At 40.8% G+C, this 13,388-nt stretch carries 11 protein-coding genes; all 11 read right to left on the reverse strand.

All coding sequences use genetic code 11. The features are described 5' to 3' along the window. Nucleotides 1–10 precede the first annotated feature (10 nt). Nucleotides 11–2,263, reverse strand: a complete 2,253-nt coding sequence (locus ACP8HI_RS13900; protein WP_438351625.1) for a penicillin-binding transpeptidase domain-containing protein — start codon at nucleotides 2,261–2,263, stop codon at nucleotides 11–13. An 18-nt stretch (nucleotides 2,264–2,281) separates the two neighbouring features. After that, nucleotides 2,282–2,701 carry a hypothetical protein gene (locus tag ACP8HI_RS13905; RefSeq protein WP_438351626.1) on the reverse strand — a complete coding sequence of 140 codons (420 nt, stop codon included), beginning with the start codon at nucleotides 2,699–2,701 and terminating at the stop codon, nucleotides 2,282–2,284. 46 nt (nucleotides 2,702–2,747) lie between these two features. Then, entirely contained in the window at nucleotides 2,748–3,698 is a 951-nt protein-coding gene (rsmH, locus tag ACP8HI_RS13910; RefSeq protein WP_438351627.1) for a 16S rRNA (cytosine(1402)-N(4))-methyltransferase RsmH, read from the reverse strand. Between the two features lie 20 nt (nucleotides 3,699–3,718). Next, on the reverse strand, nucleotides 3,719–4,156 hold the full coding sequence (mraZ, locus tag ACP8HI_RS13915) for a division/cell wall cluster transcriptional repressor MraZ (protein ID WP_438351628.1): 438 nt from the start codon (nucleotides 4,154–4,156) through the stop codon (nucleotides 3,719–3,721). Nucleotides 4,157–4,516: 360 nt separating this feature from the next. Then, a complete protein-coding gene (locus tag ACP8HI_RS13920) occupies nucleotides 4,517–5,785 on the reverse strand; it encodes an adenosylhomocysteinase (protein ID WP_438351629.1) in 1,269 nt (422 codons plus the stop codon). Between the two features lie 23 nt (nucleotides 5,786–5,808). Further along, a complete protein-coding gene (gene bshC / locus ACP8HI_RS13925; protein ID WP_438351630.1) occupies nucleotides 5,809–7,443 on the reverse strand; it encodes a bacillithiol biosynthesis cysteine-adding enzyme BshC in 1,635 nt (544 codons plus the stop codon). A 205-nt stretch (nucleotides 7,444–7,648) separates the two neighbouring features. Next, the gene (locus tag ACP8HI_RS13930; protein ID WP_438351631.1) at nucleotides 7,649–8,572 is read right to left on the reverse strand and encodes an ABC transporter ATP-binding protein; all 924 of its coding nucleotides are present in this window, start codon (nucleotides 8,570–8,572) and stop codon (nucleotides 7,649–7,651) included. Next, nucleotides 8,569–9,564 carry an ABC transporter ATP-binding protein gene (locus tag ACP8HI_RS13935; protein WP_438351632.1) on the reverse strand — a complete coding sequence of 332 codons (996 nt, stop codon included), beginning with the start codon at nucleotides 9,562–9,564 and terminating at the stop codon, nucleotides 8,569–8,571. The genes ACP8HI_RS13930 and ACP8HI_RS13935 overlap by 4 nt, the downstream gene beginning before the upstream one ends. Before the next feature lie 11 nt (nucleotides 9,565–9,575). Beyond that, on the reverse strand, nucleotides 9,576–10,526 hold the full coding sequence (locus ACP8HI_RS13940) for an ABC transporter permease (protein WP_438351633.1): 951 nt from the start codon (nucleotides 10,524–10,526) through the stop codon (nucleotides 9,576–9,578). A 3-nt stretch (nucleotides 10,527–10,529) separates the two neighbouring features. Then, complete coding sequence (locus tag ACP8HI_RS13945; RefSeq protein WP_438351833.1) at nucleotides 10,530–11,462, reverse strand: ABC transporter permease; 933 nt, start codon at nucleotides 11,460–11,462, stop codon at nucleotides 10,530–10,532. A 199-nt stretch (nucleotides 11,463–11,661) separates the two neighbouring features. Continuing rightward, nucleotides 11,662–13,341, reverse strand: a complete 1,680-nt coding sequence (locus tag ACP8HI_RS13950; protein WP_438351634.1) for a peptide ABC transporter substrate-binding protein — start codon at nucleotides 13,339–13,341, stop codon at nucleotides 11,662–11,664. Nucleotides 13,342–13,388 lie beyond the last annotated feature (47 nt).

Raw genomic sequence — 13,388 nt, forward strand, 5'->3', positions numbered from 1 at the left:
GCTATCTTCCCTACTCTTCTTCTTTCACATCTTCTTTTACGTCTTCATTTACACTTTCATCAGTGACTTCATAATATGGATTCAAAGTTAATTGGACAATCCGATTCCCTTGATCTTGTATTTCTTGTTGCTCAACCACATACCCTTCACCTTCAACGTTAACTTTCAATTTCATTAACGTCAGCACCTGAAGTGCGTCTCTCAATGACTCCCCTTTTAAATCAGGTATTCCCATGGTTTCGCTATCTTCAGTTAGAAGGTATATCCGTTGCCCACCGCTCATTATAGAACCTTTCGCTGGATATTGTCGCATCACTTTATTACCTTTTCCTAATGTTTCGTAAGCGATACCTGTATTAAGTAATTCACTCTTTGCAGATTCAATCGATTTCCCTGTCAATTCCGGGGTTGTATATTTAATAACTTGCGAGCTACTATCCTTACTTGCCCCTTTATTAGAGCCCTTCTCAGTATCAGCAGATCGTGTTTTAGGAACATTCATATACTGAAGAGATTGACTTACTATTTTTGCAAATACAGGTGCCGCGACTGCACCCCCACCCGCATTAGGATCATTGGGCTCATCCATGATGACAATGACAGCAATTTTGGGATCATTGACAGGAGCATATCCCACAAAAGAAACAATCGCTTTATTCTTATCATAAGCGCTCTTGCCGTTCTTATCTTTAATGTTCTTAACAGCCGTTCCTGTCTTTCCTGCTACTCGATAACCTTCGATATAAGCATGGCGACCCGTTCCATACCCTTGATCCGCGACTACCTGTTCTAGATAGCTACCCGTTTCTTTAGCCGTCTCTGGTGAAATGACCTGTCGAATGACTTCTGGTTGTGTCACTACAGTTATGCCTGTATTCGGATCATGTTTTTCTTTAATGATATGCGGTTGCATCAATTTCCCACCATTGGCTATCGCAGCAACAGCTGTCACTTGCTGAATCGGAGTAACTAAGACCCCATAGCCATAAGATGCCGTTGCAACTTCAACATTTCCGGGTAGATCAATAGGCCAAGAAGCCTCACCAGCCATCTCAATTCCTGTTGTTTGTCCAAAACCGAAGTTATTAATATATTGAAGCAACCTTTCTTTCCCTAGCATTTCAAGACCCATTTTCACAAATGCAACGTTACTCGAACGCTTGACACCTTCTAAGTAACTAATGGTACCCCAACCTACACGATTGATATCACCTAGTATCGTCTTAGTACCTTGCACTCTGATCTGACCTGATACATACGTGTCTGTCGGTTTAATTAACTTCTCTTCAATGGCACCTGCCAAGGTCACAATTTTAAATGTAGAACCCGGTTCATACAGTGACCTCACTGCATGATTATAGTAATTTTCCGGTTCTGGTGTTTCCCAATATGAATTAGGATTAAAGGTAGGCATATTGGCTAAACCTAGAATCTCCATCGTATTGGGATCTACAGCGATCACCGTCATACTGATCGGTTTGTATTTCTCAACGGCCTCTTTCATGGCATCTTCAATATAATACTGTATCGTATCATCAATGGTTAGTTGAATATTTTTCCCGTTCATAGCCGGCACATAGACCTCATCTGCGTTGGGTAGTTTGTCTAATTGTCCATCACTTTTATAATTTATAGATCCATTCGTTCCCTTAAGCTCTTCATTATAATAAGCCTCCAGCCCTGTAATGGCATTACCATCACGATCTGCATAACCAATAATATGTGCTGCCATACTATTTTTGGGATAATATCTCTTTTGTTCTTTGAGCAATCCAATACCTGCATCTGATTTCTTTTTATCATTCTTTAATTGAACCTTTATTTCGGCTATTAACGCAGCTACCTCATCACGCTTAGCCTGGTCGATCTTCCAACCTTCTGTGCGTACCTCTCTGTTGGTCCGAAATACTCCATCATCATCTTTTGCTGTAACCAATTTACGTAGCTCATTCTCATCTTTTCCAAGAATCCGCTGTAATCCAGCTACCACTACTTCCTCGATCCCATTCTCATGAATCACTTTCGGATTCACTGTCACCGTGTAAGCAGGTGCATCAATCGCCAGTGCGTCGCCTTTCCGATCCGTTATCGTACCTCTTGTAGCGGTAATGACATCATGTTTGGACCAGTTCTTAACGGCTAGTTCATGCCATAGATCTCCTTTTACAACTTGAATCATAAATACTCTAGTTATTAAAATAGCAAAAAGGAGGGTTATGCATCCTCCTACAAGCAGTGTGCGTAGCTTTATTCTTTTTATCATGCTGAGTCCCCACATCCACTATTTTTGTGCTGTATCTGCTTTCAGATTTCCAGTAACATCATTTGAACTAGAAACACGTGGAACATGAATGACACTTTCCTCCTCGGGAAGAACATATCCTTCTTTAAGTGCGGTTTCAACAATCTTTTCTTTCAATGTTTGTCTCTGAACTTCCAACTGAGAAATCTTAACTGTATTACTTGAAATCACTGCACTCGTTTTTTGACTATGTTTATTTAATTCATAAATATGTGCGTATCGCCAAATAACAAGGCTTGCCAAAGCGACACATAAGAGAACCGTAAATAAATATAGTAGCTTTTCTCTAATCGGAATCGAGGTTCGGCGAGTAACAACTTTTGTCTGCTCACGATATCCAGGAGATACTCGTTCTATTGGTTTTGGTTTTACTGCTAAATTGCCACGCGTATATGCCATTCATTCTTCCCCCCCTGAGCTCTCCTGATCATGTGATACGAATTACTTATAGTTTCTCTGCGACCCGAAGTTTGGCAGATCTTGAGCGAGAGTTCTCTTCAAGTTCCAATTCACTCGGAACGATGGGTTTACGATTTATTAGTTTTATTTGACCATTATTTCCACATACACACATTGGAAAATCAGGTGGGCATGTACATTTCGCGACATAACTGCTAAGTATCTGCTTACAAATCCGGTCCTCTAACGAATGGAAGGTAATAACCGATACTCTTCCTCCCGGTGCCAAACAACGAACAGCTTGATGTAACCCTTCTTCGAAAGCCCCAAGTTCATCATTTACCGCGATCCGTAAACCTTGAAAACTACGTTTAGCAGGATGTCCTCCTGTTCTTCTCGTAGCAGCCGGAATACCTTCTTTAATAATCTCGGCTAGTTCCCCCGTAGTTTGTATCGGCTGTTTCTCTCGCCGCGCTACGATCAATTTAGCAATCCGTCTTGAGAACTTTTCTTCACCATATTGGAATAACACCCTAGCGATTTCTTGTTCAGACCATGTATTGATAATAATATCTGCTGTAAGCTCTGCAGATTGGTCCATCCGCATATCTAACGGAGCATCATGATTGTAACTGAACCCGCGCTCTCCCTCGTCAAACTGTGGTGAAGATACACCCAAATCGAACAATATACCATCTACCTGAGGAATACCGTCCTTCTCTGGAACAGATTGTTCCTTCAATATCTCTTCTAAATTACGAAAGTTTGTTTTCACTAAAGAAACCTTATCGCTATATGGGGCTAATTTCTCTTTAGCATGCTCTAGTGCCCAGTCATCTTGATCTAAACCAATTAATCGTCCATATTCTCCAAGCTTAGATGCGATCAAGGAGCTATGCCCTGCTCCTCCTAGAGTGCAGTCGACATAAATACCATCTCTCTTGATACGCAATCCTTCTGCTGCTTCTTCTTTGAGCACTGTGATGTGATGAAACAAAATGTACTCCCCCCAAACTATTAAAAATCAAAGTTAAAATCGACTAATTTTTCAGCAATATCGTTAAATGTTTCTTCAGATTGTTCGTAATATTCATTCCAAATTGGTTTACTCCATATTTCCATCCGGTTAGATACACCGAGAACAACACATTCTTTATCCAATTTAGCGTAATCTCTAAGATTCCCCGGTAGGTTTACCCTGCCCTGTTTATCCCATTCACATTCGGTAGCACCTGAGAAAAAAAACCTAGTGAAAGCACGTGCCTCAGATTTCATCAGAGGAAGTGATTTGAGTTTCTGTTCTAGCAGTGTCCACTCTTCTCTTGGATAGACAAAGAGACATTGGTCTAATCCACGAGTTACAACGAATGAGGTCCCTAGAAGTTCACGGAATTTGACAGGGATAATAATCCGCCCCTTATCGTCAATGCTATGTTGAAATTCTCCCATAAACATTGTTCCACTCACTCCTTAATCCGATTCCCCCACTTTGCACCACTTTACACCACTTAAGAATACTTTATTCGCCACCAAAAATCAAAGTCCTTCTTTCATGAGTGAAATATTGTTCGTGAGCCTAAAGTCGCTATTCCACACATATTCCGATAGATTACATTCGGTATTTGAGATTGCAGATGAGTATCATATAGCCTTTTCAAGTGATTTCAACACCTTGTACGAACTCTTGATCTTCCTAAAATATAGGCCTAAGGACCCTTAAAAAAATTATACTTTCTGGTGTCTAATATGCTAAAAAAGCAAGCCCCAACAATTCGGGGCTTGCTTCATCTTCAATATATTTAAGTAATGGTTAAATTAGTTTGTATTCCAACTCTCTAAATAAGTAGCCTGTTCGGAACTTAACGTATCTAGTGAAATACCCAAACTTTCTAATTTATATCTCGCCACTTGTTCGTCAATAGAGTAAGGAACACTAATAACAGCTTTACCTAATTCCTCGTAATGTTCATTCACATATTTAAGAGACAGAGCCTGCAATGCGAATGTCATATCCATAATTTCTGCTGGGTGACCATCACCTGCCCCTAAATTGACCAACCGTCCTTCGGCAATCAAATACATCTTACGTCCGTCCTTAAATTGATATTCTTCAATATTTCGGCGAACCGTACGAACAGAACTAGAGCGGGTGAGAAGTTCTGGCTTATTCACCTCAACATCAAAATGCCCGGCATTAGCAAGAATCGCTCCATCTTTCATCACATCATAATGCTCACCTGTAATGACATCACGATTACCTGTTACGGTAATAAAGAAATCGCCTAATTTCGCTGCATCGACCATAGTCATAACATGAAATCCATCCATATGAGCCTCAACAGCCCGAATTGGATTCACTTCAGTAACAATGACTTTGGCCCCAAGCCCTTTTGCACGCATCGCTACTCCTTTACCACACCAGCCATATCCCACAACAACGACTGTTTTACCAGCTACAACCAGGTTCGTTGTCCGATTAATCGCATCCCATACAGATTGTCCAGTGCCGTAACGATTGTCAAAAAGATATTTACAGTATGCATCGTTGACAGCAACCATAGGGAGCTTGAGCATTTGATCCTTCTCCATAGCTTTAAGCCGTAGAATACCCGTAGTTGTCTCTTCCGCACCACCTCGAATGTTAACGAGGAGATCTGGTCGTTCCGTATGAAGAATAGTGACGAGGTCACCGCCATCATCAATAATAAGATCAGGCTTTGTTTCTAATAAAGCAATCAACATTTCTTTATATTCCGCAGGCTCTGGGTTATGCTTCGCAAGCACGGTAACACCATCTTCCACCAATGCAGCACATACATCATCCTGCGTAGAGAGAGGGTTGCTTCCTGCGATCGTAACTTCGGCCCCTCCCGCCTGCACTACCTTGGCCAGATAAGCTGTCTTGGCTTCCAAATGAAGTGATATAGCTACCTTCAAACCTTTGAAAGGCTGCTCGGCTTCAAATTGCTTGCGTATCCGATTAAGGACTGGCATGTGAGCCTCAACCCAATCAATCTTCAAATGCCCTTCAGGGGCTAGTTTCATATCTCTAACGATGCTGTTCTTAAGTGATCTGGAATTCATAGTAGTCCTCCTAATAGTTGAAATTACATTATAATAACACGATGCTCTTCTGAGTAATCCACAGTTATATTCATCAAATCTCTAATCAAGGACAATCCATAGTGATTCAAATACTGATATACATTATATACTCTCTCCTGCGGTTTACCATTAGGAAACAATGAAGCACCTATCCGGTCCCATTGACGAAGCTCAGCATCATGTCGTTGTTCAAGCGCTTCCTTCGATTTACGTTCAAGATAAGAAATCTGATCGATAATCTTCCCCTTATTGCTCTGTCCCAACGTGTACAATCCTTTTTGCAACATTCTAAGATCATCTATTAACGGTTCATACAATTGTTCAAAAGCCTTCCGCGCTTCCGCAAACTTCTGGTCGATCTGTAATGAATCTTGTTCAGATAACCATTGTTCTCGACGCCCTTGCAAATGGTACTGCACATCCTGAAATGAAAGTGCGTATTTCTCCATATACTTCAGTTCTGTTCTATCAAGTAAAGTAAATGACATCCGAGGTAGTAATATCGGCATCTTCAAGCCCATTATTTCAAATGCTTGTCGTGTAATAGCCCAGTAAGCAATCTCCCCTTGACCTAATACACACCCAAGAACCGGGAACAGTGAATCTTGCATGATCGGTCGGGTAAGTACATTATTACTGAAACGCTCTGGGTGGTTCTGTAGCACTTCCAGCAGTTGTTCCTGTGTAAAGGAAACCAGCCCTTTACGGTCCATAAATTTACCATCTTGCTTCAACAATAGAAGTCTATTCCCATTATGAAGATAGAATAAATTGGCGCCCTCATCTGATACGTCAGCTTGCAACTTATAGCCTAAAGAAGTGATCTGATCAGCAGACGAGCGATAAGCACGTGACAATTCTTCATTCTGCTCAATCATCGACTGAAAAACAGGTGCCTCAAGCTTACGTAATCGGTGATCTGCTGAATCTAAGAGCACAAGACCATATTCTCCAAAGATATCGCCTAAATGCTTTGCAAATGCGTCACTCAGATTGTCTGATGTATTCGTTGAATGTTGGATCTTCGCCAAAATTTCGCCTTTCACATCACTGTCCGGCAGCACATCTGCCAATGACTTCATGGCTTGATCCCATTCTTGTGGAGAAACAGGAGTATAGCTTACAGATGTACGTGAAGCCATATATTTATGCAGCATAAGTTTAGAAGACTGTTGCATCTCCTCTGACTTTAAATACGTATGGTTTACCTCATCCCAGTCATGATCTTCACCAGCTATCCAGAATACTGGCACTACGGGGCGGTTCAGACGTCTCTCGGCATCTCTCGCAGTTTGTATAACGGTGATTGCTTTGTATATAACGAGCATAGAACCAGTGAACAATCCACTTTGCTGACCACCCGTCACAACCAATGTCCCTGGCTTTTCTAACATATATAGCGAAGTATGTACTGCATCGTGAGAGTTATGTTTCTCATTATACTCTTTCAATATTTCAACTAAGGCATGACGATTTACCCGTCTGTCCTCTGTATCATCCAACCATTTCACACGATCACTCCAGGTCTGATCGCAGTGGTAATCTTCACCGTAGAGTGGTACGACTTTTTCATAATGATGAATATAATCATCTGCCAAAGTCGAGCCGCTTTGCAGTGGCTCAGAAACAACTTTCATCGGGTATACCTCCTATTCTTACACAATAAGAAAAATCCATGAAGATTATCTAAAATTCTTACTTGATTGTATCTAATATGCCTCTTTCAGTCAAAAGGAAGTTCAATACCCATTTTGCCAACCGCTGTCACTTACTCATTTCTTCAAACTAAAAAGACCGTCGAATTCCCCCGACGGCTTAATAGTACTTAACATTTATGGTCAATTAAGCATAAGTTGCTGCAACCCAATGACCTTTTGATACTTCGACAAGCTTCGCACCTGCTAGACTCTCACTAGATTCATTAGCAGAATGGATTGGACCTGCAAGATCGTCTGGCATGATGATGCGCTTCTTATTAGCTTCAATTTCGGGATCTGGAATTGGAATTGCTGATAGAAGTGTTTGAGTATAAGGGTGAATCGGATTACTATACAACTCTTCACTTTCAGCCAATTCAACTATTTTACCCAAATACATAACAGCAACCCGGTCACTGATGTGCTTAACCATAGATAAGTCATGCGCGATGAACAAATACGTCAATCCCAATCGATCCTGTAGATCTTTAAGAAGATTTACAACCTGAGCTTGAATGGATACATCGAGCGCAGAAATAGGTTCATCACATATAATAAATTTCGGATCTACAGCAAGCGCACGAGCAATGCCAATACGCTGACGTTGTCCTCCTGAGAATTCATGCGGATATCGAGTAGCATGATCGGGATTGAGTCCAACCATATCCAGTAGTTCTTCAATCTTCTTCTTCCGTTCTTTACGACTGTCGGTTAATTTATGGATATCGAATGCTTCACCAATAATATCAGAGACCGTAAAACGCGGATTAAGTGAAGCGTAAGGATCCTGGAATATCATCTGCATGTCGCGACGCATAGCTTTCATTTTGTTAGGTGGAAGCTTATATATATCCGTACCATTGAAAATTACACTACCCGCAGTCGGTTCATATAGCCGAAGTATCGTACGACCAGCTGTAGACTTACCACAACCAGACTCCCCTACCATCCCTAACGTTTCACCTTCACGAATAGAAAAGTTAATATCATCAACGGCCTTAAGTACACTTCCTTTGCCCACATTGAAATATTTCTTCAATCCGTTGACTTGTATTAGTGATTGACTCATGATGATTCTCCCTTCTGAGCCATCGGATGCAAATTCCAGCAGCGCGCTGTATGTGTATCCGTAAATACGGTCGTCTCTGGATTATTAGTTTCACAGACTCTCATCGCCTCATCACAACGAGCACAGAATGCACATCCTAATGGTGGCTTAATCAGATCTGGTGGTGTTCCTATAATCGGAATAAGTGGCTCACCCCTTTTCTGATCAAGTCTTGGCATCGACCGCAGAAGCCCTTTCGTATAAGGATGCTGGGGATTCTTAAATATTTCCATAACTGTACCGGTCTCAACCACTTCACCCGCGTACATCACCATAACCCGGTCACACATCCCAGCTACTACCCCAAGGTCATGCGTAATCAGAATAATAGAAGTTCCTAAACGTTGCTGCATCTCTTTCATAACATCCAATATCTGAGCCTGAATCGTAACATCCAAAGCCGTAGTCGGCTCATCAGCAATCAGAAGCGCAGGTCGGCATGCAAGAGCAATCGCTATCATGACACGTTGGCGCATGCCGCCAGAGAATTCGTGTGGATATTGATTGAAACGAGCCTCTGCATTCTTGATACCGACAAGTACCAACATTTCAATAGCTTGTTTCTTCGCTTCTTTTGCTGACATGTTCTGATGCTTCATCATAACTTCCGTAATTTGTTTACCTATTCTAATGGTAGGATTCAAGGAAGACATAGGATCTTGGAAGATCATACCAATATCTTTACCGCGAATAGCTTCCATCTGCTTATTGGATTTATTTAAAAGGTTGTGTCCTTGAAAAATAATTTCACCTTGCTTAATACGTGATGGCGGTGAAGGGATTAAACGCATGATCGTCTGAGCAGTAACACTTTTACCACTTCCTGATTCTCCGACAATTGCTACTGTTTCACCTTCACCAATTTCAAAGTTCATTCCGCGAACAGCCTGAACTTCTCCTCCATTGACATGAAATGATACGTGCAAGTCTTTCACCTGTAGGATCGGCTCCATGATTCCACCTCCTATTTCTTTAATTTAGGATCCAGTGCGTCCCGAAGACCATCACCGAAAATATTGAAACAAAGCATAATTAAACTGATCAGAATGGCTGGAAATAACATCCGCCACGGGTAATACTGCCAACCCGTAAGTGCGTCACTAATCATCGATCCCAAAGATGCCACTGGTGCTTGAACCCCTAGACCCAAGAAACTCAAAAACGCTTCTGAGAATATAGCACTTGGAACAGACAATGTTAAAGTGACGATAATAGGTCCAACTGCATTCGGTAGAAGATGACGGAATATGAGACGGCCCGAACCTGCTCCCATCGAACGAGCAGCTAACACAAATTCTCGATTCTTCAATTGAATCATCTCACCACGTACAATCCACGACATATTAATCCAGCCTGTAATCGTTAATGCAATAATAATCGTACCCAAACTCGGCTCCAGTACAACAAGCAAGAGAATGGTTACCAATAAATATGGAATTGAGTATAAAATTTCAGAGAACTTATTCATAATTTCATCGACACGCCCACCGAAGAAGCCCATCGTCCCTCCATATATAACCCCAATGAAAAGATCAATCAGGGCAGCAGCTAAGCCAACAGTGAGTGAAATTCTCGCACCCATCCATGTACGAACGAACATATCACGACCTAAATCATCTGTACCGAACCAGTGGAGAGAAGAAGGAGGCAGATTGGTATTGGCTAGATCATTCGTTCTATAGTCAAAACCCGTAATCCATGGTCCAATAATAGAAGCAATAACGATAAGTATCAATATAATAAGAGAGGTCATGGCAAGTTTATTCTGACAAAGTCGTCGCCAAGCGTCTCTCCATGCTGACAAACTTTCTCTCTGAATAACTTCAGACTGTTTCTCATCGGTACCTATCTTACGGAAGTCCTCAGGTGTTAGTGTTCCATGGTCTGAAGATATTTTAGTCTGATTAATATCCAACCGTTAGCCCTCCTTTCCTCTAGTAAATGTAATACGCGGATCAATCAGCACGTAGGCAATATCTGTTACAAATCTTGCCAACATTAGAATGACTCCGTAAAAAATAGTGATACCCATAATCAGTGTGTAATCACGATTTGTAATCGATTCAACAAAAACTTTACCAATGCCACCAATACCAAATATTTGTTCAATAACGACAGAACCCGTAATAATATTAGCTGTCATAGGACCTACGTAAGTCACGACAGGCAATATCCCATTGCGGATAACATGCTTAAACATAATATTGAACCAGTTCAGACCTTTAGCCTTCGCCGTCTTGATATAATCTGCATGTAAAACTTCAAGCATACTCGAACGCGTAAGACGAGCTATAAACGCTATTGGTTGCGCTGATAACGCCATCACAGGTAGAACATAGTCGATCGGCTTCTCAAATCCCAGAACATTAAACCAGCCTGCCTTTTCTGCCAAATAAAACTGCAATAAGGAAGCCAGTACAAAACTCGGTACAGCCATACCGAGCACTGCTAATATCATGGCGACATTGTCGATCAGCTTTCGATGATAGAGGGCAGCAAGCATCCCCAATAGAACTCCAACGACCACGGCCACAACGATCGCTACAGATCCAAGTTTAAGTGATGTTAGGAAAGTCTTCTCTATAATTGTCGTCACATTTTGATTCAATTTCTTCATTGATATTCCAAAATCCCCTGTAGCAATATCACCCACATATTTTAAGTATTGTTGATACATGGGCTTGTCCAATCCATATTGCACCATAAGGCGCTCTCTAATTTCAGGTGAGAGTTTTTTTTCAGATTGAAAAGGATCACCCGGAATAGCTTTCATAAGGAAGAATGTTGCAGATATCAATATGAGTAAAGACAAGAGCATATACAAAAATTTATTAGCAACATAACGAACCATTCCCATTTACACCTCCATTAACAAAGTACATTCAACATATATATTTATTTTAATTGAAAACAAGGATTAATTCTAATCACTATATTTGTCTAAGAATGAAATCCTTGGAATAATCATGATCATAGACAAAAAAAACGGGGTATATATATGGTATTCCACATATATACCCCGAAGTAACTAATTAACTTCAAATGTCACTCTACTCAATGTAGGCACGTGAAAAGTCAACTGCACCACTATAATCAATGGAAATACCTTTAACCTTTTCCTTCGTCAGTGATACATTAGTGTAATAGTAGATCGGCATAAGAACCTGTTCATCTTCAATCAGTATTTTCTCTGCTTTAGCCATACTTTCCATACGAACATTGTTATCTTGCGACGCTAGTGCATCTTTAACCAATTGGTCATACTCTGCATTACTAAAACCAGTATCGTTGTTACCGCTACCTGTTTTCCATAGATCAATGAAACTCATCGGATCATTGTAGTCAGGACTCCAACCTGAACGGGCAACTTGATAGTTCAAGTTCTGACGAGTATCAAGGAAGACACCCCACTCAAGATTCTCAGTCTTGACATCTATACCTAAGTTTTTACTCCACATGTCGGCTACGGCCAAAGCAATTTTCTTATGACTTTCACTGGAGTTATAAATCAAAGTAACCTCTGGAAGTGTTGTGTAACCTTCTTCACTCATACCTTCAGCAAGTAACTTCTTAGCTTCTTCCATGTTTTCTTGGAAGAAATCATCTTTATATTCGTTACGGAACTCATCTTCTTTACCTTTAATACCTGGCGGTACGAAACCAAATGCAGGAATTTGTCCACCAAGGGTTACCTTATCAACAATATCTTGACGGCTAATCGCCATGGCAAACGCCTTACGAATCTTTGCATTGTCAAAAGGTTTCTCAGTTACGTTAAATTCATAGTAATACGTACTTGCAATCCCTTTAATGTCAAATTCGTTTGGTAATTCCTTCTTTACCGTCGGAATAGCATCGGAAGGAATTTCACCGTTAGGTGCCCCAGCATAATCAAGTTGTCCACTCTTATAACTTGATAACTCAGAAGCGCCACTATCTACAAGAGATGCTTCAATCTTGCTTAATTTAATACTAGCATTATCCCAATACTTGTCATTCTTAGTGAATACAAGCTTTTGTCCAGCAGTCCAGTTGGATAATGTATAAGCACCATTCGTGATCATTGATTTAACGTCTGTTGCCCACGCAATATCATCTTTAACAGAACTATGAACTGGGTAGTACGTATAGAACGAAGTCAGCCCCAAGAAATATGGAGTCGGATCTTCTAATGTCACTTCTAAGGTATATTCATCAGCAGCTTTAATACCAACTTGAGAGAAATCCGTAATTTCTTCAGCATTATATGCGTTAGCATTCTTGATGTATCCTAGTTGGTAAGCATAAGGTGGAGCTGGTGCTGTGGCAGGGTCTAGAACACGTTGCCATGCAAATACGAAATCGTTAGCAGTTACAGGATCACCATTACTCCACACTGCATCTTTACGAAGATTAAATTTATACTGTAACCCATCCGGAGAAATTTCCCATGATTCAGCAGCCGCAGGAATCTCTTTACCCGATTCATCCATACGAACTAGACCTTCATACATTAACTTAAGAGCTGTATTCGCCTGACTATCTTGTGCTTGTCCTGGATCAAATGTTGGTGGCTCCGCACTCATGTTAATATGTAATACCTGATCTTTTGTTTTCACCGGTGTTTCATTCGTTGCATTACTACCTTTGTTTGTTGCTCCCTTACCCTCATTGTTTGACCCACAAGCAGCAAGAACAGTACTTACGATCATTATGAGTACCAACATACTTAATAAACGTTTTTGTTTCATCTGATTGTATCCCCCTAGCAATTTAGTATATGGTAATTGATTATACA

This window comes from Paenibacillus sp. FA6, assembly GCF_051550225.1.
Taxonomy (GTDB): domain Bacteria; phylum Bacillota; class Bacilli; order Paenibacillales; family Paenibacillaceae; genus Paenibacillus_AQ.

Bases quoted from the DNA above. Each gene is read 5' to 3' on its own strand.
- mraZ (WP_438351628.1), bottom strand. From the start codon at position 4,156: ATGTTTATGGGAGAATTTCAACATAGCATTGACGATAAGGGGCGGATT.
- ACP8HI_RS13945 (WP_438351833.1), bottom strand. From the start codon at position 11,462: ATGGTTCGTTATGTTGCTAATAAATTTTTGTATATGCTCTTGTCTTTA.
- ACP8HI_RS13920 (WP_438351629.1), bottom strand. From the start codon at position 5,785: ATGAATTCCAGATCACTTAAGAACAGCATCGTTAGAGATATGAAACTA.
- bshC (WP_438351630.1), bottom strand. From the start codon at position 7,443: ATGAAAGTTGTTTCTGAGCCACTGCAAAGCGGCTCGACTTTGGCAGAT.
- ACP8HI_RS13900 (WP_438351625.1), bottom strand. From the start codon at position 2,263: ATGATAAAAAGAATAAAGCTACGCACACTGCTTGTAGGAGGATGCATA.
- ACP8HI_RS13930 (WP_438351631.1), bottom strand. From the start codon at position 8,572: ATGAGTCAATCACTAATACAAGTCAACGGATTGAAGAAATATTTCAAT.
- ACP8HI_RS13935 (WP_438351632.1), bottom strand. From the start codon at position 9,564: ATGGAGCCGATCCTACAGGTGAAAGACTTGCACGTATCATTTCATGTC.
- ACP8HI_RS13950 (WP_438351634.1), bottom strand. From the start codon at position 13,341: ATGAAACAAAAACGTTTATTAAGTATGTTGGTACTCATAATGATCGTA.
- ACP8HI_RS13905 (WP_438351626.1), bottom strand. From the start codon at position 2,701: ATGGCATATACGCGTGGCAATTTAGCAGTAAAACCAAAACCAATAGAA.